The sequence below is a fragment of the Streptomyces sp. NPDC047706 genome (genome assembly GCF_043204795.1).
Lineage (GTDB): Bacteria > Actinomycetota > Actinomycetes > Streptomycetales > Streptomycetaceae > Streptomyces.
In genome coordinates this window covers 94,607-119,856 of sequence record NZ_JBIDCW010000015.1, presented here as the reverse complement: position 1 = coordinate 119,856, position 25,250 = coordinate 94,607, and the positions used below count along the sequence as shown (strand labels likewise).

24 protein-coding genes are annotated in these 25,250 nt (G+C 72.1%); 10 read left to right on the top strand and 14 right to left on the bottom strand.

Features of this window, described 5'->3' with window-relative positions; all coding sequences use genetic code 11:
• Positions 1 to 553: 553 nt before the first annotated feature.
• Entirely contained in the window at positions 554 to 1,582 is a 1,029-nt protein-coding gene (locus ACGF8A_RS19465; RefSeq protein ID WP_393109696.1) for an alcohol dehydrogenase, read from the bottom strand.
• Positions 1,583 to 1,893: 311 nt separating this feature from the next.
• Between ACGF8A_RS19465 and ACGF8A_RS19460 the strand changes: the two genes are divergently transcribed.
• The 4 genes from ACGF8A_RS19460 (at position 1,894) to ACGF8A_RS19445 (ending at position 4,621) form a co-directional block, all read left to right on the top strand.
• On the top strand, positions 1,894 to 2,457 hold the full coding sequence (locus ACGF8A_RS19460) for a CGNR zinc finger domain-containing protein (RefSeq protein ID WP_393109694.1): 564 nt from the start codon (positions 1,894 to 1,896) through the stop codon (positions 2,455 to 2,457).
• Positions 2,458 to 2,622: 165 nt separating this feature from the next.
• Positions 2,623 to 2,802 carry a hypothetical protein gene (locus ACGF8A_RS19455; protein ID WP_393109809.1) on the top strand — a complete coding sequence of 60 codons (180 nt, stop codon included), beginning with the start codon at positions 2,623 to 2,625 and terminating at the stop codon, positions 2,800 to 2,802.
• Between the two features lie 115 nt (positions 2,803 to 2,917).
• The gene (locus ACGF8A_RS19450) at positions 2,918 to 3,337 is read left to right on the top strand and encodes a zinc-binding dehydrogenase (RefSeq protein WP_393109692.1); all 420 of its coding nucleotides are present in this window, start codon (positions 2,918 to 2,920) and stop codon (positions 3,335 to 3,337) included.
• 78 nt (positions 3,338 to 3,415) lie between these two features.
• Positions 3,416 to 4,621 carry a cytochrome P450 gene (locus ACGF8A_RS19445; RefSeq protein ID WP_393109690.1) on the top strand — a complete coding sequence of 402 codons (1,206 nt, stop codon included), beginning with the start codon at positions 3,416 to 3,418 and terminating at the stop codon, positions 4,619 to 4,621.
• Positions 4,622 to 4,706: 85 nt separating this feature from the next.
• Here ACGF8A_RS19445 and ACGF8A_RS19440 read toward each other — a convergent pair whose 3' ends face one another.
• The 6 genes from ACGF8A_RS19440 to ACGF8A_RS19415 all read right to left on the bottom strand — a co-directional run bounded on the left by ACGF8A_RS19440 (position 4,707) and on the right by ACGF8A_RS19415 (position 10,625).
• On the bottom strand, positions 4,707 to 5,045 hold the full coding sequence (locus ACGF8A_RS19440; protein ID WP_393109688.1) for a hypothetical protein: 339 nt from the start codon (positions 5,043 to 5,045) through the stop codon (positions 4,707 to 4,709).
• 92 nt (positions 5,046 to 5,137) lie between these two features.
• Positions 5,138 to 6,031, bottom strand: a complete 894-nt coding sequence (locus ACGF8A_RS19435) for a Gfo/Idh/MocA family protein (protein ID WP_393109686.1) — start codon at positions 6,029 to 6,031, stop codon at positions 5,138 to 5,140.
• Positions 6,028 to 7,266, bottom strand: a complete 1,239-nt coding sequence (locus tag ACGF8A_RS19430; protein ID WP_393109684.1) for an ROK family protein — start codon at positions 7,264 to 7,266, stop codon at positions 6,028 to 6,030. Before ACGF8A_RS19430 ends, ACGF8A_RS19435 begins: the two co-directional genes overlap by 4 nt.
• 19 nt (positions 7,267 to 7,285) lie before the next feature.
• The gene (locus ACGF8A_RS19425) at positions 7,286 to 8,170 is read right to left on the bottom strand and encodes a carbohydrate ABC transporter permease (protein WP_393109682.1); all 885 of its coding nucleotides are present in this window, start codon (positions 8,168 to 8,170) and stop codon (positions 7,286 to 7,288) included.
• A complete protein-coding gene (locus ACGF8A_RS19420) occupies positions 8,167 to 9,186 on the bottom strand; it encodes a carbohydrate ABC transporter permease (protein WP_393109680.1) in 1,020 nt (339 codons plus the stop codon). Before ACGF8A_RS19420 ends, ACGF8A_RS19425 begins: the two co-directional genes overlap by 4 nt.
• 32 nt (positions 9,187 to 9,218) lie before the next feature.
• Positions 9,219 to 10,625 carry an ABC transporter substrate-binding protein gene (locus ACGF8A_RS19415; protein WP_393109678.1) on the bottom strand — a complete coding sequence of 469 codons (1,407 nt, stop codon included), beginning with the start codon at positions 10,623 to 10,625 and terminating at the stop codon, positions 9,219 to 9,221.
• 126 nt (positions 10,626 to 10,751) lie between these two features.
• Between ACGF8A_RS19415 and ACGF8A_RS19410 the strand changes: the two genes are divergently transcribed.
• The 4 genes from ACGF8A_RS19410 to ACGF8A_RS19395 are packed head-to-tail and all read left to right on the top strand — an operon-like array spanning position 10,752 to position 15,878.
• Positions 10,752 to 11,798, top strand: coding sequence for a zinc-binding alcohol dehydrogenase (locus tag ACGF8A_RS19410; RefSeq protein ID WP_393109676.1), 1,047 nt, complete (start codon positions 10,752 to 10,754; stop codon positions 11,796 to 11,798).
• 20 nt (positions 11,799 to 11,818) lie between these two features.
• Entirely contained in the window at positions 11,819 to 12,619 is an 801-nt protein-coding gene (locus ACGF8A_RS19405) for a sugar phosphate isomerase/epimerase family protein (RefSeq protein ID WP_393109674.1), read from the top strand.
• Positions 12,616 to 13,971, top strand: coding sequence for a hypothetical protein (locus ACGF8A_RS19400; protein WP_393109672.1), 1,356 nt, complete (start codon positions 12,616 to 12,618; stop codon positions 13,969 to 13,971). Before ACGF8A_RS19405 ends, ACGF8A_RS19400 begins: the two co-directional genes overlap by 4 nt.
• Positions 13,968 to 15,878: a glycogen debranching N-terminal domain-containing protein gene (locus ACGF8A_RS19395; RefSeq protein WP_393109670.1), complete on the top strand. Its 1,911-nt coding sequence runs from the start codon at positions 13,968 to 13,970 to the stop codon at positions 15,876 to 15,878. Before ACGF8A_RS19400 ends, ACGF8A_RS19395 begins: the two co-directional genes overlap by 4 nt.
• A 170-nt stretch (positions 15,879 to 16,048) precedes the next feature.
• Here the strand turns inward: ACGF8A_RS19395 and ACGF8A_RS19390 are convergent, their stop codons facing one another.
• Positions 16,049 to 17,053 carry a hypothetical protein gene (locus ACGF8A_RS19390; protein WP_393109668.1) on the bottom strand — a complete coding sequence of 335 codons (1,005 nt, stop codon included), beginning with the start codon at positions 17,051 to 17,053 and terminating at the stop codon, positions 16,049 to 16,051.
• 230 nt (positions 17,054 to 17,283) lie between these two features.
• Here ACGF8A_RS19390 and ACGF8A_RS19385 point away from each other — a divergent pair, with 230 nt between their 5' ends.
• Positions 17,284 to 17,541 carry a hypothetical protein gene (locus tag ACGF8A_RS19385; RefSeq protein WP_393109666.1) on the top strand — a complete coding sequence of 86 codons (258 nt, stop codon included), beginning with the start codon at positions 17,284 to 17,286 and terminating at the stop codon, positions 17,539 to 17,541.
• Positions 17,542 to 17,614: 73 nt separating this feature from the next.
• Here ACGF8A_RS19385 and ACGF8A_RS19380 read toward each other — a convergent pair whose 3' ends face one another.
• From ACGF8A_RS19380 to ACGF8A_RS19355, 6 genes are all read right to left on the bottom strand, one after another.
• Positions 17,615 to 18,022: a hypothetical protein gene (locus tag ACGF8A_RS19380; RefSeq protein ID WP_393109664.1), complete on the bottom strand. Its 408-nt coding sequence runs from the start codon at positions 18,020 to 18,022 to the stop codon at positions 17,615 to 17,617.
• On the bottom strand, positions 18,016 to 18,789 hold the full coding sequence (locus ACGF8A_RS19375) for a M23 family metallopeptidase (protein WP_393109662.1): 774 nt from the start codon (positions 18,787 to 18,789) through the stop codon (positions 18,016 to 18,018). Before ACGF8A_RS19375 ends, ACGF8A_RS19380 begins: the two co-directional genes overlap by 7 nt.
• Before the next feature lie 66 nt (positions 18,790 to 18,855).
• A complete protein-coding gene (locus ACGF8A_RS19370; protein WP_393109660.1) occupies positions 18,856 to 19,731 on the bottom strand; it encodes a C40 family peptidase in 876 nt (291 codons plus the stop codon).
• A gap of 143 nt (positions 19,732 to 19,874) precedes the next feature.
• Positions 19,875 to 20,426 (bottom strand): RNA polymerase sigma factor, encoded by a 552-nt coding sequence (locus ACGF8A_RS19365; protein WP_393109807.1) that lies wholly within the window; start codon positions 20,424 to 20,426, stop codon positions 19,875 to 19,877.
• A gap of 164 nt (positions 20,427 to 20,590) precedes the next feature.
• Positions 20,591 to 21,250: a M15 family metallopeptidase gene (locus ACGF8A_RS19360; RefSeq protein WP_393109658.1), complete on the bottom strand. Its 660-nt coding sequence runs from the start codon at positions 21,248 to 21,250 to the stop codon at positions 20,591 to 20,593.
• Positions 21,251 to 21,420: 170 nt separating this feature from the next.
• Positions 21,421 to 21,774 carry a hypothetical protein gene (locus ACGF8A_RS19355; RefSeq protein ID WP_393109656.1) on the bottom strand — a complete coding sequence of 118 codons (354 nt, stop codon included), beginning with the start codon at positions 21,772 to 21,774 and terminating at the stop codon, positions 21,421 to 21,423.
• Between the two features lie 217 nt (positions 21,775 to 21,991).
• Between ACGF8A_RS19355 and ACGF8A_RS19350 the strand changes: the two genes are divergently transcribed.
• A complete protein-coding gene (locus ACGF8A_RS19350) occupies positions 21,992 to 25,162 on the top strand; it encodes a BTAD domain-containing putative transcriptional regulator (RefSeq protein ID WP_393109654.1) in 3,171 nt (1,056 codons plus the stop codon).
• Positions 25,163 to 25,250 lie beyond the last annotated feature (88 nt).

Genomic DNA, 25,250 nt, shown 5'->3' with positions numbered 1-25,250 from the left:
CGGCCGGATGCTCGGTGGCGAGCAGCAGGGCCCGGAGGCGGCCAGGCCCTGCCGCGCGTGCCGCTGCAGCCACTCGCCCAGCTGACGCGGTCCCACCACCGCCGGATCGTCGGCGATCTTGGAGGGTACGGACTTCAGCCGCCGTCCGGCCCCGTTGCGGCACACCACCTTGCCGTCGTCGAGGGCGACTTCGTAGCCGCCCGCCGACACCCACCCCATGCGTGCCTCCCGTACCCGCAGTGATCAAGTGACGGGAACTGTTGAGCAGGCCTCTGACAACGCGGTCCGGGGTGTGGACGGCGGACCGGAACCGCCGTCGGCGACGGTCCGCATCCGCCCGCGTCAGGTGGACGAGGAACAGCCGGTGATCCTCCGGGGCGACGCCGTCGCGCCGAGGCGGAGCGTCAGAAGGCGGTCGGGGTCGGCGAGATCGGCGAGCCGGGTGAGGCCGGGCAGGGCGTGCCGCGTCGTCCCGATGTGGGCAGCGCTTCGCCGCCCCCAGCCTCGCCGGCGACGGGGGCCGGAACGGGAGTTCGCCGGTACGGCGGCCGCGTCAGCTGTCGGGAGTGAGCACCATGCGGAAGCGAGCGGTACCGGCGAGCATCTTCCGGTACGCCTCGCCGGCCTGGCTCAGGGGCATGACCTCCACCATGGGGCGTATGCCGTGCAGCGCGCTGAACGCCATGGTGTCCTGCACATCCTGCGCGGTACCGGACGCGTGACCGCGTACGGTCCTGCTCCGCATGATCAGTTGGACCGGGCTGATTCCCATGGGGCCGGGATCCACCCCGACGACGGCGAGTTCACCTCGGTGTGCCAGTCCGTCGACCGTCGCCGCGATGGCGTCGGAGGCGCCGGCGGTGGCCAGGACGACCTTCGCGCCGCCCAGAGACTGAAGAGCCTCGGCGACCGGGGTCCCGCCCGTGCTGTCGATGTAGTGGTGCGCCCCGAGCTGTTTGGCGAACTCGGCCTTGGCGGCGCCCCGCGCGATGGCCACCGTCTCGAACCCCATGGCCACGGCGTACTGGACGGCGAGATGCCCCAGACCTCCGATGCCCTGCACGGCCACCAGGTCGCCCGGCTCGGCGGGGCTGCGCCGCAGTCCGTTGTAGGTGGTCACACCCGCACAGGCCATGGGTCCGGCATCGGCCGCCGTCAGCGCGTCGGGGATCCGGGCCAGGGCGTCGATCGGCGCGATCATGTATTCGGCGAACCCTCCGTCGTAGGCCCAGCCGGGAACCTTCAGGTTCTCGCACGCGATGAAGTCGCCCTGCCGGCACGGCGTGCAGTGACCGCAGCTGCCCCCGAACCAGCCCACGGTCACCCGGTCCCCCACGTTCCAGTCGCTGGCCTGGGCGCCTTCGCCGAGCTCCTCGATGCGGCCGCCGACCTCATGCCCCGGAACCACCGGGAACTGCACGCCGGGCACTGCGCCGCCGACGAACAAGTCGTCGCTGTGACAGATTCCGCAGGCTTCGACGGCAATCCGTACATGGCGGGGACCGGGGTGCGGCACTTCACGCTCGACGACGTCGAAGGGCCCGTTCGGGGTGGCGACCTGCGCGACCCGGTAGGTGCTCATGTGTGCCTCCTGGATCAGGAACGGCGGACCTGAGCCGGGCGACAGCCTGGTGACCCACACGCCGGCAAAGGGGGATCGCGTGGGTGTGCCTGCGCGCAGAGCGACGACTCCGGCCGTGAAGAGCGGCCGGTGGTGCGGGACCCGCGCGCACCGCCTGGCGGTCACCTGTTGCTCGCGCTCGAGCGAAAGCCTTTCCATCCCACCACTGCCCCGACCGCGGGGCAACCGGTGCCCCCGGAGGTCACGGGCGGCCTCGTCTGGTCCCGGACGGCGCCCTTGCCGTGACAAACGTCACCTGTCAGCATGGTGACGTGAATCTGGAGCATGTCTTTCCGTGCGGAAATCCAGCCCTCGACTTCGCCGCGACGCTCCGCGCCCGCAGGTCGGTCCGGTTCGAGATGTTCGTGTCCGGGGACCGGCTGGACGCCTGGTACCTCGAATCCGGGATCGTCGACGCGGTCACCCCTGCCCGGGAAGCCGATGTCGAGCGCGCGGTGACCGTTCGCGAAGCGATCTACCAGCTGGTCACGGCCCGCATCGCCGCAGAACCCTACGACATGGGGGCGCTCGCGGTGGTGAACAGCGCGGCCCGCAAGCCTCCCGCGGCGCCGCGACTCACGGCGACGGGACGATGGACCGACGCGACGCAGGAAGAGGCCCTGTCCCTCGTGGCGCGTAGCGCGGTGGAGCTCTTGAGCGGCGCGGACGTGCCGCTGATGAAGGAGTGCGGCAATCCGGAATGCACCCGCATCTACATCGACCGGTCGCGCGGTATGCGCCGGCAGTGGTGCGGCATGGATTCCTGCGGGAACAAGGTCAAGGCGGCCGCCTACCGGGCGCGCCAGAAGCAGGCCCGGACGGCCGGCGCCCGCTGACGGGCCGCAGCGGGAAGGGGTGCCCCGCACCGGTGGGCACCGTCTCACCTCGTTCCCGTCGCAGCCCGCGTCACCCTCTTGACGGGTGATGGCATGGTGAGGCAGTATCGTCACCACTTGAGCTGGTGACGTGAAAATTCGATCCACTGCGTGAGTGAGGGCGAGATGACGCTCGAACAGCCGGAGAACCCGGATGCCGCCCAGGCCGGTCGCCGTGAGCGGTTCGGCAAGCTGCCGGAGCGGATCCGCCTGGAGGACACCGTCGAGGAGAGGCCGGCCACCGTGCCGGATCCGGCGAAGGACACCTACAACGCCGACGAGTGGCTCGTCCGGAACTGCCTGTGACCCACGGAGGAGTGTCATGAAGCTGCCCAGGATTCTCGCCGTCCCGGCGGTGATCGTGGCCTCGGTCACGATCGCCTTCGGTTGCTTCGTGCAGGTCTTCTGACACGTCGCTCCCGTGGGCGGCGAGCCAAGAACTCGCCGCCACCACCTGGCCGACGACGCGCGTCGGCACGGCGTGCACGGTCATCGCCCTCGCGCCCGGCGAACACAAGGCCCGCACGGCCCGGGACAGGGGTGCCGACCACACGGTCGTGTCCACCGGCGGCGCTCTCGTGGAACCGGTCCGGTCTTCCGCGATCACATCCCCATCCGCGAGGCGCTGCTGCGTCACAGCGCCACCCTCTTCGACCTCGTTCGGCGTAACGTCCTGAATCCCGGCATCGGCGGGCGCTACGCCTTCGAGGACGCCGCCCGAGCCCACCGGGACACCGAGTCCCGCGCGACCAGCGGCAAGCTGCCGCTTCTTCCGCAGCCACCGGCGGCCCCGCGGCTCCAGGCTGGTTCCGGTCCTGGTGGTGAGCCGCGCGTCGGGTGACTCCCGGTGGCTGAGCCCCGTGCGGTGGCTTATGCATGGATGACGGAAACACCCGAGGCATCGAGGGAGTACGGCGTCATGACCCCAGGCGACGAAGCGATCACGTGTCCGTTCGACTTCAGCGAGGGCTTGGAATTCGACCCCGCACTGGCCGCGCTGATGGACCGCGATGCCATCGCCCGGATCCGGCTGCCCTACGGTGACGGCGACGCCTGGCTGGTCACCGGGTTCGAAGGGGTGCAGAAGGTCACCACCGATCACCGGTTCAGCCGGGCGGCCATCGTGGACCACGACTACCCGCGGCTGACACCGGAACCCATCGTCTCCACCGAGTCGATCAACGTGATGGACCCGCCGTACAGCAGCCGTCTGCGGCGCCTCGCGTCGCAGGCGTTCACCCAGCGGCAGGTGGACGGGATGCGGGCAAGGATCAGCCGCCTCGCGGACACCCTGCTCGACGGGATGGCCGCGGAGGGGCCCGGCGCCGATCTGGTGCGTCACCTGTCGGACCCGCTCCCGCAGCACACCATCTTCGACTTCTTCGGGATCCCCCGGGACGACTGGGCCCGCATGCGGCAGAACCTGCAGCACCTGCTCGCCACCGGCCCGGACAGCCGTGAGACCGCCGCGACCGCGAAGGCCGAACTGCGGGCGTACTTCGTCGACATGGTCGAACAGCGGCGCAGGACGCCCAGGAACGACCTGATCGGAGCGCTGGTCGCCGCCAAGGTCGGCGAGGACACGCTCGACGACCAGGAGATCGCGGTCATGGCCCTGACGCTGACGCTCAGCGGGCAGGACACGGCCACCTGCCAGATCAGCAACATCGCCTATCTGCTCCTGACCCGACCCGAGCTGATGAAGCGTCTCACCAGCCGGCCGGAGGACCTGCCGGCCGTCCTGAACGAGATGCTGCGTGTCATCCCCTTCCGTAAGGGCGTCGGAATTCCCCGCGTGGCGCTGGAGGACGTGGAGTTGGACGGGGTGCAGATCCGCAAGGGCGACTTCGTGCACGTGTCCTACCTGACGGCGAACCGCGATCCGGAGCGCTACCCGGAACCTGATCTCATCGACCCGGACCGGCCCGCCCTTGCGCACATGACCTTCGGCTGGGGCGGACACCGGTGCATCGGGGTGCCGCTGGCCATGGCGGAACTGGAAGTGGCTGTCGGGCGGCTGCTGGAACGGTTCCCGGGACTGCGCCTCGCGGTCTCACCGGAGGAGGTGCGCTGGGACAAGGGAACGATCCGGCGCTTCCCGATCGAGCTGCCCGTCACCTGGTAGGGGTCGAGAGCGCGGGCCGGTCCAGGAGCCGGCCCGGAGGAGCACCCGCAGCGCGGGGAGGGGGCTCCGCCGCGCGCAACACCGCTCATGGACGCCAGGGATCGGGGACCTCGTCCCCGGTCTCCCGCGTGCCGGGCCGGCCCTTCTGCGCCCACGCCGTGTCCAGGACCAGCTCCGCCATCCGGAACACCAGCTTGTGCCGTGGCTGGTCCGAACGCCCGTACAGGCAGACGTAGTAACCGCCGTCGGGGTACCGGAAGATCTCACGCCGCAGAATCCTCCGGAAGGCGAGCTCCGGCTCCCCGGTGCACGCCGCCCGGTACAGAGCGGCCTCCGCCTCCTCCCGCGTACCGTGGAATCTGCCGACCGTCCTCGTCTCGGAATCGGAGTCGAGAGTCTCCACGGTGATCACCCATACAGCCATGAACTTGTCCCCCTCAGGTGCACGTGACTACCGGCGTGGACGTCGGCATGGGGGAATCATGGTCCGGGAGCCCTCTCAGCGCCAGCGCGCGCTCATGGCGATGTGACCTGCTCGATCAGCGTCTGCACGTACAGGCCGCGGGCGGCGTCGAGTTCGGGAGGGGTGCCGGTGCGCACGGCGGTGGCGAAGTCGCGGCGGAGGACGGGCCAGCACTCCTCGTGGTCGATGCCCGCCGTGTCGTAGACGGCCTGCTTCCCGGAGCCGAAGAGTTCGATGCGGGTCAGGGCCCGCGGTACCGCGACGGCGCCGGACAGGGATGCCTGGCTGACGGCGCCGTTCGCGTGCTCCATGGTCAGCTCGATCCAGCGGCGCGGATCGCCGGTGCCGCGGATGTGGGTGATCGGGCCGATCGAGGCGTCGAGGAGGTCGAGGAGGTGCGGGCCCAGATCGAGCAGGGCGCCGTGCTCCAGTCGCCAGCCGGTGGCGAAGTCGCCGCCCAGGAAGGCGCCGTGCAGGTAACAGGAGCGGGCGCCGGTCACGTCGAGCGCGCGGGCGGTTCCCAGGAAGGCGCGGGTGGTGGGGTGATAGCGCTTGGTGAGGACGAGCTGGGAGACGACGCCGGCTTCGGCCACCGCGTCCGCGAGCCGTCGTGCCGACGCCAGATCGGGCCCCAGGGGCTTCTCCAGCAGGACGGCCCTGCCCTGCTTGGCGGCGAGCGGCGCGAGTTCGGCCTGGACGGCGGGCGGGACCGCGAAGGCGACCGCTTCGCAGCGGTCGAGCAGGTCCTCGAAGTCGACCGCCACGTGCGCCCCGTAGGGGGCCGCCGTCTGCTGGGCGGCTTCGGGACGGCGGGCCCACACGGCGGCCAGCCGCGTCTCGGGACCCGCGGCGAGCATCCGGGCGTGCATGGCGCGGGCCCAGGGGCCGGCGCCCACGAGGCCGACCTCGACGGGCCGGTGGACCCAGGGGGCGGGGGTGCTGGTCACGACGTTCCTGTCTGCGGGGGAGGGCTCGCCTGGTCGGCGAGTACGAGGCGGTTGAGGCGGGCGTCGGCCCGCGCCGGGGCGTAGAGCAGCTCGACGACCATGGCCGCGGCCCCGATCAGACCGGCGTGCTCGCCGAGGCGAGAGGTGACGATCTGCAGGTTGGCGGTGGTGCGGGGCATCGCACGCTGGTACAGCAGTTCGCGGACGCCGGTCATGAAGGGGACGCCCGAGAGGTCCCCGGCCAGCATCAGCACCCCGGGGTTGAGCAGGGTGACGACGGTGACGAGGACCTCGCCGGCACGCCGGCCGGCCTCCCGGGCGAGGCGGACGGCGTCGGGTTGCCCCTCGTCGAGGAGGCGTTTGACGTCGTGGCCGGTCGTGGTGTCCATGCCGAGGGCGGACAGTTCCTTGGCCAGGGCCCGCCCGCTGGCGACGGCGGCCAGGCAGCCGTAGGAGCCGCACATGCACAGGGCGTCGGACCGGTCGTGGAGACGGATGTGGCCGATGTCGCCGGCTCCGCCGTCGACGCCCCGGTAGACGTCGTTGCCGACGACGACGCCCGCGCCGATGCCGGTGGACACCTTCACCAGCACGAAGGCGGAGCAGTCCGCGTGGCTCGCCTGGTGTTCGGCCAGCGCCATGAGGTTGGCGTCGTTGTCGACGAACACCGGTACGGGGCCGTCCTCCATGCTGGGGCCCACATGGTCGGCGTACGCCTTCTGCAGGCGTTCGCGGACGGGGTAGCGGTCCCAGCCCGGCATGACCGGGGGTTCGACCACCCGGCCCGTCTCCCAGTCCACCGGGCCGGGTACGGACAGCCCGATGCCACAGACATGGGTGGCTGCGACGCCCGCGGCGGCGATCAGCTCCGGGAACCACGCGGCGAGTTGCTCCAGCACCTCGTCCGGCCCCTCGGTGATGTCCAGGAGCCGGACGTGCTCGGCGAGGATCGTCCCGGCCAGGTCCAGCACGGCGATCCGGGCGTGCCTGGTCTCCAGGTCGACGGCGATGACCGACGCGTGGGACGGGTCGAAGAGGATGCAGGCCGAGGGGCGGCCGCCGGTGGAGGTCCCGCTCGTGTGCCGCAGCCATCCGGCGCGGTTGAGGACGTCCAGGCGGTGGCCGACGGTGGAGCGCGAGAGGCCGGTGGCGCGTTGCAGGTCGGCGCGGGTGCGGGCACGGCCGCTGCGGATCAGTTGCAGCAGTTCTCCCGCGCTGACCTGGTTCGGCGTCATCGAAGGTTCCCTCACGGTGTCAGCTCTTGTCGGCGCCGCTGGTCAGACCCTCGGTGAGCAGGCGCTCGGCGGCGAAGAACAGAAGTACCACGGGGATCGTCAGCACCACTGATCCGGCCATGAGGACGGTCTTGGAGACCTCGATGCCGTTGGAGAGCTGGGCCAGCCCGAGGGGGACGGTCCACTTGCCGGGCTCGGCGGCCAGGAAGAGCAGGGCGAACAGGAACTCGTTCCAGGCGATCATGAAGACGTACAGGCCGGTCGCCATGAGGGAGGGCAGGGCGAGCGGCAGGATCACCTTCCGGACGGTCTGGAGCCGGCTGGCGCCGTCGAGTGCGGCGGCCTCCTCGATGGAGTAGGGAATGGTCACCAGGTAGTTGCGGAGCATGTAGATCGACACCGGCACGGTCTGGGCGACGTAGACGACGGCGAGTCCGACCAGGCTGGAGGAGAGCCCCAGTTTGGCGAAGACGACGAACAGCGGGACGGCCAGCAGGGTCGCCGGGAACATGTAGACGGCCAGGAAGAGCGCGCTGACCTGGCGGTGGCCGAAGAACTTCAGCCGGCTCACGGCGTAGGCGCCGGGCACGGCGGCCAGCATGGTCAGCGCGACCGTACCGAGCGAGACGAGAGCGGAGTTGAGCAGGAACTTCACAAAGCCCTGGCCGCCGTCGTCGGTGGAGCGCAGCACGTCCCGGTAGGTGGACAGGGTGAAGTCCTTGGCCGAGATCCACAGGGATCCGGGGTCGAGCAGCAGGGCGTCGATCGGCTTCAGCGACAGCAACAGCATGTAGTAGAAGGGCACCACGGTGATCACCGCGAAGAACGCGATGACGATCCAGCGCAGGACTCCGAAGAGTCCGTCCTCGAACCGGGCCCGGGTCAGGGCGGCCTTGCGGGTCACGATTCCTCCTGCACCTTGTTGCCGAAGAACTTGAAGTAGAGGCCCAGCAGGATCATGAGCGCGACGGCCAGGACGAGTGCCTGGGCGGCCGCGGCCCCCACGTCGTAGCGGGCGGTGAGGAAGTCGTAGACGCGGACGGCGGCCACGTCGGTGCCCGCGCCGCCACCGGTCAGCAGGTAGACGTCGTCGAACTTGTTGAAGGTCAGGATGAACCGCAGCACGCACAACAGGGCGATGACCGGCATCAGCTGGGGCAGCAGGATGTGGCGGAAGCGCTGGGTGGGAGTGGCGCCGTCCACCAGGGCGGCCTCCTCCAGGCCGTCCGGGACCGCCTGGAGCCGGGCGAGGATGAACAGGAAGGCGAAGGGGAAGTAGCGCCAGCACTCGAAGACGATGACGGTCAGCAACGCCAGAGGGATGTCGAAGTGCAGGCCGAGAAGCTGGACTTCGTACTCACGGGTGGAGAGGAAGGCGATGGGGTCGTCCCAGCCGAAGAAGCGCCGGCCCCAGTCGTTGACCACGCCGTACTGCGGGCTGAGCGCGACCTCCCAGACGAAGGCCACGGCCACGACGGGGGCGACGTAGGGCAGCAGCATGGCGGCGCGCAGCAGACCGCGGCCGCGGAAGGGCTTGCGCAGCGCGAGCGCGGCGACGAGTCCGAGAGTGACGGAGCCGAGCGTGGCGCCGGCGGTGTAGATGAGGGTGGTGCTCAGGCTGGACCAGAAGCCGGAGGAGTCGAAGACCGCGGCGAAGTTGTCCAGGGACCAGTCGCCGGCGAGGCCCATGCCCTGGATGTCGACGAGTTTGGCGTCCTGGAACGCCAGCAGCACGGTCCACAGGATGGGCAGGATGACCACCACGAGGACCACGAGGAAGGTGGGTGAGACGAACGCGAGGCCCGCGCGGTTCTCGCGGCGGCTCGCGGTCATCGGGCGGCGGCCGGGGGGTTCGGGCCGGTCGGCCGGCCCGGGGCTGGTGTCCCGGCGCTGCGGCGCGCCGGCTGGAGCTGTAGTCATGAGGGGACCTTCGTGACGTGCAGACGGGGCGGCTACTGCAGGGACTTCTTCAGGGCGGCGACCTCGTCGCCGGCTTCGCGTGCCGCCTCGGAGGGGGAGGACTGACCGCTGGTCATGGCGCCGATGGCCTTCGGCACGGGCAGCTCACCGTTGGTGGCCCCGACGAGGGCGCCTTCGCCCTGGGTGATGCCCCAGCGCCGCATGTTGCTGACGCCGTCGGCGAGCTGGTTGAGCAGGCTCGCCGGAAAGACCTGGTCGAACGGCTTCCTGGTGTCGACGCCGATCTCGCTGTGCCGCCACGCGTCGATGTAGCGGTCGGGCTGTGCGGCGGTGCCCTGCCGGACGGGGATTTTGCCCTCGGGCGCCATGCCGAACCAGGACTCGTAGCCGGTGCCCATCATGTACTCGATGAACTCGCGGGACGCGGCGGTCTCGGCGGTCTTGGTGGTCACCCAGGAGGTGATCTCGCCGAACTGCGCCGCCTCGCTCGCGTCCGGACCCGTCATCGCGGTGACGATGCCGCTGTTGGACGCGAGGTACTCGGAATCCTGACGGCACTCGGGGCAGCTTGGCAGGGCGTCCTTGCGCAGACCGGCGAGTTCGTCGAGCAGGAACGACGACCAGATGATCATCGAGGACCGGCCCGCGAAGTAGGTGGCCCGGGTGGAGTCCACGGTCTGGGTGCCGGGGGCGCCGTAGGCGCGGGCGAGCTCGTCGTAGGTCTTGAAGGCGGTCTGGCACTGCGGGGACTCGAGGGCGACCTCGTGGCTGTCGTCGATCAGCTGGCAGTCGTTGGCCAGGGCCACGCTCTCGAAGCTCTGCGAGGTGAAGACGTCGCCGGGGTCCGTGGCGGCCGACATTGCGTCGTGCCCCTTGGTGTCGAGTGCCTTCGCGGCGCTCAGGGCGCGGATGTAGGTGTCGGGGGCCGCCAGCTGCTTCTGGTCGAACTGGTCCTTGCGGTAGACCAGCAGCTGGAGCCAGGCGTCGGAGGGCACACCGAGGCTGGTTTCCTCGTCGGAGGTCAGGTCCAGCGCGTTGGCGTTGAAGGTGCCGCGCCCCAGCTCGCCGATGATCTCCTTCGGGATGCTCGTGTTGAGCAGGCCGTTGGTGTACATCTGCCAGACCTGGCCCATCGGGGCCGCGCCGATGACGTCCGGCAGCGTGCCGGAGGCCGCCGCCGACATGATCAGCTGAGGCATCTGCCCTTCGTCGACCCCGACGAGACGGACCTTGACCCCGGTCTCCTTCTCGAACCCGTCGATGATCTTCTGCTGGGCCGCGATGCGGTCCGGCAGGTTCTCCTGGGACCAGACCGTGATCTCGCGGTCCGGTTTTCCGGGCCCGGTGCTGCCGCTGGAGCAGCCCGACAGCAGCCCGATCCCCAGGGCTGCCGTGATGCCCACCGCGATCGTCGTCGATCGCCGGCTCTTGGTGCGCATTGCATGTCCTCGTTCCGACTTACGTCTACTGAACACGCATCTCAGCATCAGTTTTGCTTGTTGACAAGACATAAGTTGGGGTTATTGTCGACGCAACCGAAAAACTGCAACCTTCCGGAGCCCTCCGTGGAACGCGTCGTCCAATTCACAGGCCCCCGCCAGGTGGAGGTGGCCGAGCACGTCAGAGCCGATCTGCCGCCCGGACACCTGCGCGTGCGCACCCGCTACTCGGGCATCTCGGCCGGCACCGAGCTCACGGCCTACCGCGGCACCAACCCGTACCTGACGCGTACCTGGGATCCCGAGGCGAGGCTCTTCCGCGACGGGGCGGCCGGCATCGAGTACCCGGTGGCCGGCTGGGGCTACTCGGAAGTGGGCGAGGTCGTCGAGGTCTCCCCGGAACTGGCCGGCACCCCCGGGCTGCCCGGGCCGGGCGACCTGGTCTGGGGCATCTGGGGCCACCGCAGCGAGGGCATCGTCCCGGCCGAGCGCATGATCGGGCACACCCTGCCCGCGGGGCTGGAGCCGCTGGCGGGCGCCTTCGCCCGGGTCGGCGCCATCGCCTACAACGCCGTACTGGCCTCGGACATCCACCTCGGTGAGGACGTCGCGGTGTTCGGGCAGGGCGTCATCGGCCTGCTCACCACCCGCCTCGCCCAGCTCAACGGCGCCCGCGTCACCGCGGTCGACGCCCTCGACGGCCGTCTGGAGACCGCCCGGCGCTACGGCGCCCACCAGACCCTCAACGCCCGCAACGACAACGTCGCCGAAGCCGTCCGCGAGTCCACCGCCGGGCTCGGCGCCGACCTCGCCATCGAGATCAGCGGCGCCTACCCCGCCCTGCACGAGGCCCTGCGGTCCGTCGCCGTCGGCGGCCGCGTGGTGGCGTCCGGCTTCTACCAGGGCGACGGCATCGGCCTGCGCCTGGGCGACGAGTTCCACCACAACCGCGTACAGCTCATCTGCTCCCAGATCGGCGGCGTGCCCCCGCAGCTGTCGGGCCGCTGGACGGTCGAGCGTCTGCAGCAGACCTTCCTGCGGCTGGTCGCCGAGGGACAGGTGGACGTCGCCTCCCTGGTGAGCCATGTCATCCCGGCCGCCGACGCCGCCGACGCGTACGTGCTGCTGGACGAGCGCCCCGCAGAGGCGCTGCAGGTCGTGCTGGAATTCTGAAAGCTCTGAAAGGCCCCCTCATGCTCAAGACCGCCGTTCAGGAGCAACTCCTGCCCGGAGACACCCTGCAGGCCAAGTGGGACTTCGCCCAGCAGGCCGGCTACGACGCCATCGAACTGCGCGGCAAGGGCGACCTCCACTTCGCCTCCCGCCTCGACGAACTCCGCCAGGCCCGCAAGGACGGCGTGGTCATGCCGACGGTCTGCGTCGACATGCTGCACTTCCTCGGCGCCTTCGACGACGGGCAGCGCCGCGACGCGATCGCCCAGATGAAGTCCCAGCTCACCGTGATCGCCGAGATCGGCGGCCTGGGCGCGCAGACCCCGGCCTCCTACGGCATGTTCTCGCGCCGCCTGCCGCCCTTCGAGCCCCCGCGCACCGAGGACGAGGACCGCGAGGTCCTGCTGTCCGGGCTGTCGGAACTCGGCGAGCACGCCCGCAAGGAGGGCGTCACCCTGTTCCTGGAGCCCCTCAACCGGTACGAGGACCACATGGTCAACCGCCTCGAACAGGCCGCCGGCCTGATCCGGGAGACCGGCCTGGACTCCTTGAAGATCGGCATCGACAGCTACCACATGAACATCGAGGAGAGCGACCCCGCCGCCGCGATCCTCGCCCACGCCGACGTCATCGGCCACGCCCAGGTCTCCGACTCCAACCGCTTCCAGCCGGGCGCCGGACACCTCGACTGGCCCGCCTGGCTCGGCGCCCTGCACACCATCGGCTACGACGGCCACCTGGCCCTGGAGTGCCGCCTGACCGGCGATCCCGTCGACGCCGTCCGCTCCGTCCCCGCTTTCCTCAAGAGGTCCGGCGCGTGAAGTCCCTCCTGGACAGGCCCGTGCCCACCGCCGCCGCATCCCTGACATTGCGGCGCGGTGCGGCGCGGGTCCTCATCGACAACTGGACCGGCGCCTCCACCGTTCCCTCCCGCACCCTGTACCCCCACCAGTGGAGCTGGGACTCCGCCTTCATCGCCATCGGCCTGCGTCACCTGTCGGTGCGCCGCGCACAGCAGGAACTGGAGTCCCTGCTGGCCGGGCAGTGGGCCGACGGGCGTATCCCGCACATCCAGTTCAACCCCGCCCTGCCGCACGGCGCCTACTTCCCGAGCCCCGACTTCTGGCGCTCCTCCCAGGCGGGCCGGGCGGCCGGCGCCCCGTCGGCCTCGGAGACCTCCGGCATCGTCCAGCCGCCCGTACACGCCCTCGCGGCGCTGCTCGTGCACCGGGCCGACGCCGGCGAGTCGCGGCGCCGGGGCTTCCTGGCCCGCGTCTACCCCCGGCTCGCCGCCTGGCACGACTACCTCCTCACCCGGCGCGACCTCGGCGGCGGAGGACTGGCCGCCGTCGTCCACCCGTGGGAACCCGGCATGGACAACAGCCCGTGCTGGGACCTGCCCCTGCAACGCGTCACGCCCGCACCGCCGGACGCCTTCCGGCGCGCCGACCTGGACCACGGCCACCCCGCCGACCGTCCCACCGACCTCGACTACGGCCGCTACGTCCGGCTGGCGGCCGACTACCGCGAGGCGGGCTACGACGACCGCGAGGCCCGGCACGGCTTCGCCGTCGAGGACCCCGGCTTCAACGCCCTGCTGATCGTCAGCGAGCTGGCGCTGGCCGCCATGGCCGAGGACCTGGGCACGGCCGGCGAACCCCACACCGCGCGCGCCGCGGAGCTGACCCGCCGGCTGGTGGGCCGGCTCTGGGACGCCGAGGCCGGCCTGTTCCGCGTACGGGACCTGGGCAGCGACACGCTGATCGACGAGCGCAGCGTCAGCGGTCTGATGCCGCTCGTCGTCCCGCACCTCCCGGCCGGCGTCGTCGACCGCCTGCGCGAGACGCTCCACGGCCCGCACTTCGCGGCACCGGCCACACGACTGGTCCCCAGCTACGACCTGACCGGCCACGCCTTCGCCGGCACGCGCTACTGGCGCGGCCCCGCCTGGTTCAACACGGCCTGGCTGATCCACCGAGGGCTGCGCACCCACGGTCACCATCAGGAGGCCGCACGCCTGCGGCAGGGCTTCCTCGCCGAGGCGGGGGCGTCGGAGTTCGCCGAGTACGTCGACCCCACCACCGGCGCCGCCCGCGGCGCGCGCCACTTCTCCTGGACCGCCGCCCTCACCCTCGACCTGCTGAGCGCCGACCCCGAGGAGACCACACCATGACCGCGGCCGACACCCGCGTCCAGCTGGTCCGCGACGCCACCTTCGCCCGCGTCGACGCCGGCGGCGGCATCACCGGCATCCGGGGCAGCGCGCCCGACGGAGTGTTCCTGCGCGACGCCCGTCACCTCAGCCGCTGGCAGCTCACCGTCGACGGCAGCGGACCCGCGGCCCTGGTGCCCGCGACGGCGGAGACGGACGACACCGCCACCAGCGTCCTCACTCCCCAGGGCACGCGCGACAACCCGCCCGCCTACACCGTGTTCCGCCGCCAGGCGGTCACCGCCGGCACGCTGACCGAGCACCTGCGGCTGGTGAGCAACCGCCCCGACCCGGTGACCGCGCGTGTCGACCTCACCCTCGACGCCGACTTCGCCGACCTGTTCGAACTGCGCGCCGACGACCGTCACTACCCGAAGCCCGGCGCCCGGTACGAGACCCGGCGCACCGATGACGGCCTGCGCTTCGACTACCGGCGAGGAGACTGGCACGCCCGGACCACCGTCACGAGCGCCCCGGCCCCCGACGCCACGGAGCCCGCTCCGACGGCCCCGGACTCCACCGCGCACACCCTGACCTGGAACCTGGAGCTGGACGGCCACGGTCAGGCCGATCTCCACCTGACCGTCCGCGCCCAGCCGCACGGCCCGGCGGTCCAGGTCCCGGACGTACCGCAGCCGGACCGGCAGGCCCCGAAGCCGGCGGACGACTTCAGCCGTACCTGCGAACGCGGCCTCGCCGACCTGGACCTGCTGACCATCCCCGTCACCGGCGTCGACGGCGAGGAGGTGTACGCCCCCGCCGCCGGCATCCCGTGGTTCCTCACCCTGTTCGGCCGCGACTCACTGCTGACGTCGTACTTCCTGCTGCCCTACCGGCCGGAGACGGCCGCCGCCACACTGAGCGCGCTGGCCGCGACCCAGGGACAGGACCACGACACCTTCAGCGGCGAGCAGCCCGGACGGATCGTCCACGAGACGCGCCACGGCGAACTCGCCCACTTCCGCCAGGTGCCCTACGGCCGCTACTACGGCGCCGTCGACGCCACCCCGCTGTTCCTGGTCCTTCTCCACGCCCACTACGAGACGACCGGCGAGCGCTCCCTGGCCGTCCGCCTGGAGCAGCACGCCCGGCGCGCCGTGGACTGGATGCTCACCGACGGCGGCCTGGAGAAGCACGGCTACCTCGTCTACACCCCCGACCCGGGCGGCCTGGTCAACCAGAACTGGAAGGACTCCGCGGGCGCGATCTGCTTCACCGACGGGACCCAGGCCGAGGGGCCCATCGCGGTGTCGGAGGCCCAGGGCTACGCCTACGACGCGCTCGTGCGCACCGCGGACCTCGCCGAGGGCGTCTGGCGGGACGAGTCGTTCGCGCACCGCCTGCGGGAGGCCGCGGCACGGCTGCGCGGCCGTTTCCTGACGGACTTCTGGATGCCGGGGGCCGACTTCCCGGCCCTCGCCCTGGACGGCGAAGGCCGCCAGGTCGACGCCCTCGCGTCGGACGCGGGTCACCTGCTGTGGTCGGGCATCCTCGACACGGACCACGCCCACCGCGTGGGCAGACGCCTGCTGGAGGCGGACTTCTTCTCGGGCTGGGCCATCCGCACCCTCGCCGCCGGCCAGAAGCCGTACCATCCGCTCTCCTACCACCGCGGCAGCGCCTGGCCGCACGACAACGCGGTCATCGCGCTGGGCCTGGCCCGCTACGGGCTCACCGGTGAACTCGCCACGGTCGCCGAGGGCCTCGTCACGGCGGCGGCCCGGCACGGCTACCGCCTGCCCGAGGTCATCGCCGGCTACGTCCGCACCGCGACCGGGGGCCCCGTCCCCTACCCCCACGCCTGCTCCCCGCAGGCCTGGGCGGCCGCCACCCCGCTCGCCCTGCGGACGGCGCTCCGGCAGGCATGAGCCAGGGCCGGTCTCCCGGGCGGATGACCGGTCACCCGGCGCCACCCGCCGTCGGCACCGCGCCGGGCCACGCCTGGCGCGGTGCTCCCGGGCCGCGGACGCCCTGACGCGCCTCCGCCGAATACGCCGGGCCCTCGGAAGTGGCGGCACTGTGATGTGGATCACTTGCCCTAGGCTCTCTGCGGAACCGGAACACGCAGCGTGGGAAGGCGGGGCGCCGTGCTCGCCGCAGCTGTCATCGCGGGGATTCTGTTCGTCTGGTCGCTGCTCGCGCACCGGCTCTCCCGGTGGAGCATCACCGCCCCCACGACCACGATGGAACGGTCGCCCGCACCCACCACACCCGTCGTGTGCAGCGCCGGACGCGTGAGGTCGACGGCGTCGGCACCCGCCGGCGTCCTCGTGCCCGAACCGGCGGGCCTCCCGGCGTCCACGCGGGGCTCCTTCGCGGCCGTCGCGGCTGGCGCCGTGCACCCTCCGGAACTGAAGCCCGACCAGCCCTGCTTGACCGCCCAGGGCCGGCTGAAGGAGCCGGCGATGCCGAAGTGCTGGTCGTAGCCGTCGGTGGCGCAACGGATGGACTGCCGCAGGTTGCCGAGGACGTGGTCGCGTACCGCTGCCGGAGCGGAGTCCAGCAGGTAGCGGTAGATCTTCACGGTGTCGCGGGCCGAGAGGGCGGTGTAGCCCCAGAAGCCGGGATGGGTCGACGGCGGCCGGGCGGTGTCCGTCAGGCCGAGCCGCGGCACCATCCGGTCGATGATCGCGCCCCCGCCGTTGTTCGCCCAGAAGGTGCTCGCCGCCGCGTCGTCGCTGCCGCGCAGCATGCTCTCGATGCGCGACCGGTCGGCGGCCGGCAAGGAGTCGGGGGCGCGGTTCCAGAGCACGTCCAGCGCTATCAGCAGCTTCACCACCGACGCAGACCGGAACTGCCCCGCGGTGTTCAGCTGCTCGGTGAACGTCCCGGTGCGGCGGTCGAAGACGGCGACGCCCGCCGTCACCCCCGCCGGCACGTCGGCCTGGACCGCCGGGGGCGGCGAGGGGGCCTCGGCGGAGGCGGCGGTCGCGCTCGTGCCCACGAGCGCCGCGAGGGCGGCGGCACACACCCCGGCGCGCACCACGCGCCGACGGGCGGCCCGGGCGAAGCGGCCGCCACGTGCGCTGTTCACAGTCTTCATTGGTCATCCTCGGGTCGGGTGGAGGTGCGTCGCCCGCACCACCGCCAGGACGGCGCCACGAGCCGCGCCGTATGAGGAGCCGGCCGAGGAGCCTCTCGCGCCCGCGCCTTTCATACGAGTAGCAGCCCGCGCCCCGTCCGCTGGGCACGGGGCGCAAGCCGCCACCGCCGGTGAGCGACGGCGCACCTGCCCCGTACGCACCCACTCGCCCCTCCTCGGGCCCGACCCCATTGGGAGCACCCCTGCCTCAGCGCAGTACCCGCCTCGCCGTCGCGGGTCTGGCCGCCGGCGCGGCGCTAGTCCTGTCCGCCTCGGCCGGCGCCGCCCACGCGGGCGCCGCCGGTTTCTACGTGTCGCTGCAGACGCACAGCAACGTCCGTACCGCGCCCGGCACGCAGAACGGACCGTTGCTCAACACCGTGCACACCAGGGACCGTTACTACATGGACGGGGTCTGCTACGTGCACGGTCGGCCGAACGCGTGCTGAACCGCACGCCGATGCCGCTGGGACCGCGGTCGGGCCCCAGGGGCATCGGCGTTCCGGTGGCAGGACGGCGCTCTCAGCAGGTCGGCAGACCCGCGTCCCGCTCGTCGTCGCGGCCTCCGACCAGGAAGATCTCGCTCATGTAGGCCGAAGGCGCCATGCCCATGGCGGGCGTCTTGACCCACCAGGTGTGCCAGTAGCCGCCGTAGTCCGCGCGAGCGCCCTTGACCTGGCACAGCACCCTCAGCCACCCGTTGTCGGGAGACGTGGCGATGACGGGCGCCTGCTGGTGGGGGGCGGAGCGCAGATTGACGTTCGATCCCCAGATCGGGCACCGGTAGGTGCCCGGGTAGCCGGGGTCGGGGGTGCAGGGCGCCGAGTCGGCGGCCTGCGCGGACGTGGTGAGGCCGGGGGCGAGGAGCGCCGCGGCGGCCAGGACGGCCGCCGCGGCACCCTTCGCACCGGCACGAAGACCGGTCAGCACGTACGCACTCCCGGCAGCCAGGAGGCGGGGTGGTCGATGTAGATGTTGCTGATGTATCCGCCGAGCGCCGGGATGTAGGCCCAGGCGTCGTTGCTGTAGCCCTCGGCGTTGACCATGTCGCCGCGCTTCTGGCACTCGACGAAGACCGGCGTGGGCCCGCTCAGCGTGCGCACCACCGCCGCGTTCAGCCGGGCGTCGGCCCGTACCCGGACGCTGGTGCCCCAGGTGGTGAAGTTGGTGCCGGGCGTGCCGCTGCCCGGCGTGCACGGCAGGCTCACCCCACGCGCCGCCAGATACGGCACCGGATCCATGCCGCGGGTGCTGGAGGTGGAGCTGTGCGCCTCGAAGTGCAGGTGGGGGCCGGTCGACTGGCCTTCGGAGCCCATGCGGGCGATCAGCTGGCCACTGCTCACCCGCTGGTTCACGGACACCAGCCGCTGGTACATGTGGCCGTACTCGGTGACCGTGCCGTCGTCGTGCCGGATGCGGATCCACTGGCCGTAGCCGCTGGCGGGGCCGGAGGCGATGACGGTACCGGGGCCGGCGGAGTAGATCGGCGTACCACGGTTGTTGGCGATGTCGACGCCGTCGTGTCCGGAATGCCACCGCTGGGTGATGGTGCCGGCGGCCGGGCAGGACCCGGCGTAGTCGGCGGGCTTGGCGGGCGGGGCGGCGTCGGCCGCGCCCGCCGTGAGCGGTACCAGCCCGGCCGCGGCGACCGTGGCGACGAGCATGCCGAGGGACTTGGGGCGCTTGAGTGCGCGCATGGCGAGATCTCCTCCGTGCGGAAAGGGTGGTTGGGCGGGTTCGGCGGTGGGGGCGGTGCCCGTGGATCAGCAGTCGGGGACGCCGGGCAGCCAGGCCGCCGGGTCGTCGACGAAGATGTTCGAGATCCAGGCCCGGTACTTCGGCAGGTACGACCAGGCGTCGTTGCTGTAGCCCTCGGCGTGGACCATCTCGCCGCGCTTCTGGCACTGCACGTCGACAGCCGTCGGGCCGGGCAGACGGGTGACGGGAGGCTTTCCGGTGCCGGGCTCCGGGCGCAGACTCACGTTGGTTCCCCAGGTCATGAACCGCTTCGTGCCGGCCGGCGGCTGCTCGCCGCCCGTGATGCGCAGGGCTCCCGCGTACTGGGCGTTCAGCCGTACGTCACTGACCATCACCAGCGTTCCCGACTCGCGGGCCTCGACCATCCTGCCACCGCCGAGGTAGATGGCGATGTGGTGAACGCTGCCCAGGTTGCCCGGGTTCGACGCCCACAGCAGCAGGTCGCCCGGCTGCAACGGGGCGAGGCCCTGGTCGCGCCCGAACCGGGCCGTGGCGCCGCTCCACCGGGCCTGGTTCCAGGACCCCTCGGGCAGGGCGATCCCGGCTCCCTGCCAGGCCGCGTACTGCACCAGGTGCGAGCAGTCGAAGCCCTTCACCTGGCTGTCGTGGGCCCCGGGGCCGCCGCCGGGGTAGTCCTGGCCGTACGTCGGCCCGTGGATCGAGCCGCCGCCCCACGAGTAGGGCACCCCGATCTGCGAGCACGCGGCGTCGACGATCGCCTGCGCCTGTGCGGACGCGCCCGCCAGGGCACGGCAGCCAGCGGCGGCCACGGCCTTCGGCTCAGGCTCTGACGCGGCGGCCAGCGCGGTCCCGGTACAGCTCATCGTGGTGGCGAGGAGCAGTCCTCCTGCCGTCGCCAGTGTGCGGTTGGTGCGGCGCATGCGATTCCCCCTGATGTGGTGCGAGCGCTGTGCGGACGGGTGGTGTACGGGTGAGTGGTGTACGGATGAGCCCCGGACGGGCGGGGTGTACGGCGAGTGGGCGGGTCCGGCAGTCGGTCGGTCTGCCTCGGGGCTCCCGCCGGTCACGCCGTGGGGGTGGGCCCCGCGGGCCCGTCGGCCTTCGTGGAGGGGACGGGAGCGGAGGCCGGCTCGTATGCGTCGAGCGCGGCTCGGATCTTGGCGAGCCCGCGCATCCGGTTGCGCTGCACCGTGCCGCGGTGGGCGCCGAGCCGTTCCCCCGCCATGTCGTGGGTCAGTCCCTCGATGTCGACGAGGATCACGGCGGCCGCCTCCTTCGGCGACAGACCGCGCAGCAGCGCCGTCGCCACCGCCTCGGCCTCCCGTCCGGCGAAGCCGCCGTCCCAGCTCTGCTCCGGCAGCCGGTCCGTGCAGCGCTCCTGCCGCGAGGGGTGCCGCCACAGGTCCCGCAGCAGGTTCAGCGCCGCCGCGCAGGTGTAGGCGTACGGCTGCTGCTGCCGCGCCAGGCTGCGGGCGTGCGCCCGCCGGGAGAGCCGCAGATACGTCTCCTGCAGCAGGTCGTCGGCATCGTGCGGATTGCCGGTCAGGGCCAGCAGCCGGCGCCGCAGTCTCGGCATCACGGCGGTGAAGGCCTCGTCGAACTCGGCCGCCGTCATGTGCTCGGTCACGGCCGCCGTGCCCGCGCCCCGGCCTGTGCTCCGGCTCGCGGTCTCGTCGGCGACGGCCGGCTTGGCCGTCATCGTCGGCGCCATACAGGTGCTTTCCATGGTGTTCCCCCGGGATGATCCGTCTGTCTCGTACTGCGGTGGGACCCGCGCTTCTACTGGCGGCTCAGGGTGGCGGGTCCGTACTCGGCCGCCGGCGCCGCGGTCATCAGCGCCCAGTACCGGTCTCCGTACGACCAGTGCCACCACTCGGTCGGGTAGTTGACGAAGCCCGCGGCCGTCATCGCCCGGCACAGCACCGTCCGGTTGGCCCTGGCCTCGGCGCCGATGCCGGGCGCGCCGGTGCGGCAGCGGCCCCCGCTCTCCTCGGGAGTGGCGTTGACCTCGGTACCGAGGGGGAGTTCCGTGCCGTCGGCGGTGCAGAGCGTCAGGTCCACCGCGCCGCCGCTGACGTGCGGGGCGACCTCCGGAGGTGAGATGTACGCGCTGGCCAGTTCCCGTATCCGGTCGGGCCGGGCGTCCGGGTGCGCGGTGCGCAGTGTGGCCGCGTACTCGTCGAAGTAGCGTCGCTGCAGCGCGGCCGGCCGGAAGCCCTCCACCATCAGCAGCCGGACGCCGGAGGGCAGGGCGTTCTGGGCGAGCAGCAGCCGGCGCAGGACGCCGGACCTGACATGCGCGTACGAGCCGTCGTCGTCGGCCTTCCGCGCGTCGACACGCAGCGTGGTGCGCTCACGGGCGTCGACCAATGGCTCGCCGTTGTCGGCGACTAGGGTCCCGGCCACCCGGTGGTCCGAAAGCAGGATGATGTCCGTCACGCTCACAGCGTGGCGGAGGGCCCTGCAGGATCGATGCAGTTCTGCTGCAGAAGCCTCTGCACGGCGCGCGGGAAGCGGGCGGTGCGCGGAGCGGCGTGGCCGCATGGCCGTCGTCACTGCCCCGCACCGCCCGCCCGACGGAGCTCACCGCGCACGTGGGCGCCTTTTGGTCAGAAGCAGTCCTCGAAGTTCTCGGAAACTCCGGGAATGGGGTCGTGATTTCCGCCCCCGCGCACGTACACCGCGCCGATCCAGCCGCAGGGTCCGCCGGCGTCCACCTGGACCCGGTAATTGTTCTCGTACGGACCGTCCCTGACGGTGTCACCCGTGTTCCGGCAGTGCGCCGTGACGTACATCCGGCTGACCTTGATTCCGCTGTACGGCGGGCAGGAGTACGCGCCGCACCCGCGCATTCTCACGTCGGTCGCCCAGACGTAGACCCGGGCCGTGTCCGCCGCCTGCGGGGCCGGGGCGGCCGCGATCAGGGACAGCCCGGCGCCGCAGACCGCCGCCGCGGCGGCCACCGTGCGGCGGAGCCGGCCGTATGCGTCCGCTCCGGGACGCGCTCATACGGAGCTGCCCTCACCTCCGTCCCCGGGTTGAAAGTCGGACACCTTCATCCGTGAATAGGGAGGAATTCTCACCGGACACCCAGCGATTTCCGGCCATCCGGCCCCCCGTACCGCTCTGCCGGAGAAGAAGGCAGTGCGGTATCAGGCATGCCTGTCCCCAGGTGCCGGTATGTTGTCCCTGACTCGCGGAAACGTGAATTCGGGGGACACGTTGGACGTTCGCCTTCTGGGTCCGGTCGAGGTGTCGAGCGGGGGACGGCGGATTTCGCTCAACGGTGCGAAACCGACAGCGATACTCGCCGCTCTCGTCGTGCATCTCGGTGAGGTGCTGTCCGCCGAGCGGCTGGTCGACCTCGTCTGGGAGCAGGAGCCGCCCGCCACCGCGCGGGCGCTCGTCGCCACGCATGTGTCGGGGCTGCGCCGCGCCCTGGCCGGCAGGGAGGGCGGCGACGCGATCCGCACCCGGTCCCCGGGCTACGTCGCCGAGTTCCCGCCCCCCGCAGTCGACGCCCGGCGCTTCGAGGAGGCGTGCACGGCGGGCCGGAACGCGGCCCGTGGCGGGCGGGCCGAGGAGGCCGTCGAGACCCTCCAGTCGGCACTGAGTCTCTGGCGCGGCCAGGACGCCCTCGAAGGGCTCGGCCAGAGCTTCGCACGCGTCGAGGCCATGCGCCTGACGGAACTCCGGCTTCAGGCACAGGAGTTCCGCTTCGCCGCCGAGCTGGACCTGGACCGGCGCACGGATCTCGTCGCCGAACTGGTCGCGCACGTCGCCGCCCACCCCCTGCGGGAACGCCCGCGCGGCCAGCTGATGACCGCTCTGTTCCGCACGGGCCGCGTCGCCGACGCACTGCGCTGCTACGACGAGGGCCGCCGCCTGCTCCGCACCGAGCTGGGCCTCGGCCCCGGCCCGGAACTGCGGGCCCTGCACCGGGCCCTGCTCCAGGAGGACACGACGGTGCTGGGGGCTCCGGCCCGCCACGCGGTCCCGCCCCCCGGGCAGGGGCACGTACCCACCGGGACGGCGGCCCGTCCGGGCACCGGCCCGGGGACACCGTCACCCCACGCCCCCCAGCAGCCCCATGACGACACCCGCCGGCCCGTTCCGTCCCAACTTCCCCCCGACGTAGCCGATTTCCTAGGCCGTACCGAGCAGATCGCCTGGGCGACCGCCCTCCTTGAACAGGTGCGCGACCCGCGGCGCACCGCGCCACCCATCGGGGTGATCTCCGGCAGGTCGGGCACCGGCAAGACGGCCCTGGCCGTCCACGTGGGCCACCGCACCGCCGCGCTCTTCCCCGACGGGCAGCTCTTCGTCGACCTGCGCGCCTCGGACTTCGAGCCCGTGCGGACCGCGGACGCCCTGGCCCGGCTGCTGCGCGCCCTCGGGACGGACCCCGACACCGAGGCCCGCGACGAGGAGGACCTCCTCGGCCTGTACCGCACGCACCTCGCGCGCCGCCGGGTCCTGCTCATCCTCGACAACGCCGTCAGCGAGGCGCTGCTGCGCCCCCTGCTGCCACCGGGCGGCGGCTCGGCCGTGCTGATCACCGCACGCCGCCGGCTGATCGCCCTGGAAGGCGCCACCCATCTCGATCTGGGGGTGCCCTCGCAGCCGGAGGCACTGGACCTGCTGGCCCGTGTGGCGGGCTCGACCCGTCCCACCCTGGAGACGGGCCGGGCCGCCGAGATCGTCGCCCTGTGCGGGCGGCTCCCGCTCGCCGTGCGCATCGCGGGCGCCCGGCTCGCCGCCCGCCCGCACTGGACGCCGGCCCGGCTCGCAACCCGCCTCCAGGACGAGCGCCGCCGCCTCGACGAACTGCAGGCGGGCGACCTCGAGGTGCGCGCGAGCCTCGGGCTCGGCTACGCCGACCTCAATCCATCGGAGCAGCGCGCCCTGCGCCGCCTTGCCCTGATGGATTTGCCCGACTTCGCCGCCTGGGTCGCCGGGCCGCTCCTCGACGTCTCCGCGCACGAGGCGGAGGACGCCGTGGAACGACTCGTCGACTGCCATTTCGTGGAGGTCGTCCGCACCGACGAGACGGGGCGGACCCGCTACCGCATCCACGACCTCGCGCGCGAGCACGCCCGGGAGCGATGCCTGGCCGACGAGGACCCGCAACAGCGCGAGACGGCGGTACGAAGGCTCGTCGTACGCTGGCTGGGCATGGCACGCGCCGCGGCAGCGCGCGGCCCGGGCGGCGCGTCACGTCTCCTCCCGGGCACCACGGCGGACGCACCCGCGGACCTGGCGGGCGAGCCGACCGCGTGGTTCGCCGCCGAGCAGCGCTGCCTGCTGGCCGCGGTGACGCACTGCGCCGAGCACGGCATGTCCGACGCGGCCCGCGAACTCGCCGCCGCCCTCATGGCCGCCTCCGCGGCGCTCTACAACCAGTTCGACGCCTGGTCCCGCTCCCATGACGTGGCCCTGGAGGCGGTACGCCGCGGCGGTGACGTCGAGGGCGAGGCCTGGCTGCTCAACGGGCTCGGCCAACTCCGTCTGGAGCAGGACCGCCTCGACGAGGCTCACGCCTTCTTCGCCGCGGCACTGCGCCTGTTCGAGGAGCGGGCCGTCCGCCGTGGTCGCGCGCAGGCGCTGGCCGGCATGGGCGCGGCCCGCCGCGAACAGGCCCGCTTCGCCGAAGCCCTGACCCTGCTGACCTCGGCGCTCGAACAGTACCGGGAGCCGGAGGACGTCGCGGCGAAGGCCCATGTGCTGTACGGCATCGGATGCGTGCACCGGGACCAGGGCCGCCACGACGAGGCGTGGGAGGCCCTCTCCCACGCACACCGGCTGTACGTGACCGCCCGGGACCGGCACGGCGAAGCCCTGGCGCTGCGCTCACTGGGCCTGTGTCACCGGGCGCGGGGAGACCTGCGCGGCGCCGAGTCCCTGCTGCGCCGTTCCCTCGGCATCTTCGAGGAGACCGACGACGCCTTCGGTGTCATGTACGCGAGTCAGTCCCTCGCCAAGGTCGAGTTCCGGCAGGACCGATTGACCGAGGCCCGGGAACGTCTCGACCGGTGCCTGGACATCACGCGTGAGCGCCAGGACATGTTCGGGGAGGCTCTCGTCCTGCGCACCATCGGCGAGTGGCACCTGACCGCGTCGAACTGGGAGACCGCGACCGAGACGCTGCGGCAGGCGCTCGGCCTGTGGGAGAAGCTCGCGCTGCCCCTGTGGCGTGCCCGCACCCTGCGCGACCTCGCCCGCGCGGAACTGGGCAAGGGAGCGCACCGGGCGGCGCGCGAACTGGAGGAGGAGGCGCACCACATCTTCCGCGCCCTGGGCAGCCGCGAGGCCCGGGAACCCCTGGAGCCGCACGCCGAGCCGGAACGCTGAGGCCCCGCCCGAGAGGAGCGACTCGGCGAGGCAGTCATACGGCAGGTGATCACCTCCCGTCCGCAGGGTGGACGGCGCGGCAACCCCG

Excerpts from the sequence above, each read along its gene's own strand:
- ACGF8A_RS19350 (WP_393109654.1), top strand. The coding sequence starts at position 21,992 with ATGTTGTCCCTGACTCGCGGAAACGTGAATTCGGGGGACACGTTGGAC.
- ACGF8A_RS19365 (WP_393109807.1), bottom strand. The coding sequence starts at position 20,426 with ATGACGGCGGCCGAGTTCGACGAGGCCTTCACCGCCGTGATGCCGAGA.
- ACGF8A_RS19455 (WP_393109809.1), top strand. The coding sequence starts at position 2,623 with ATGACGCTCGAACAGCCGGAGAACCCGGATGCCGCCCAGGCCGGTCGC.
- ACGF8A_RS19430 (WP_393109684.1), bottom strand. The coding sequence starts at position 7,266 with ATGACGCCGAACCAGGTCAGCGCGGGAGAACTGCTGCAACTGATCCGC.
- ACGF8A_RS19405 (WP_393109674.1), top strand. The coding sequence starts at position 11,819 with ATGCTCAAGACCGCCGTTCAGGAGCAACTCCTGCCCGGAGACACCCTG.
- ACGF8A_RS19375 (WP_393109662.1), bottom strand. The coding sequence starts at position 18,789 with ATGCGCGCACTCAAGCGCCCCAAGTCCCTCGGCATGCTCGTCGCCACG.
- ACGF8A_RS19370 (WP_393109660.1), bottom strand. The coding sequence starts at position 19,731 with ATGCGCCGCACCAACCGCACACTGGCGACGGCAGGAGGACTGCTCCTC.
- ACGF8A_RS19440 (WP_393109688.1), bottom strand. The coding sequence starts at position 5,045 with ATGGCTGTATGGGTGATCACCGTGGAGACTCTCGACTCCGATTCCGAG.
- ACGF8A_RS19420 (WP_393109680.1), bottom strand. The coding sequence starts at position 9,186 with ATGACTACAGCTCCAGCCGGCGCGCCGCAGCGCCGGGACACCAGCCCC.
- ACGF8A_RS19415 (WP_393109678.1), bottom strand. The coding sequence starts at position 10,625 with ATGCGCACCAAGAGCCGGCGATCGACGACGATCGCGGTGGGCATCACG.
- ACGF8A_RS19395 (WP_393109670.1), top strand. The coding sequence starts at position 13,968 with ATGACCGCGGCCGACACCCGCGTCCAGCTGGTCCGCGACGCCACCTTC.
- ACGF8A_RS19465 (WP_393109696.1), bottom strand. The coding sequence starts at position 1,582 with ATGAGCACCTACCGGGTCGCGCAGGTCGCCACCCCGAACGGGCCCTTC.
- ACGF8A_RS19390 (WP_393109668.1), bottom strand. The coding sequence starts at position 17,053 with ATGAAGACTGTGAACAGCGCACGTGGCGGCCGCTTCGCCCGGGCCGCC.
- ACGF8A_RS19445 (WP_393109690.1), top strand. The coding sequence starts at position 3,416 with ATGACCCCAGGCGACGAAGCGATCACGTGTCCGTTCGACTTCAGCGAG.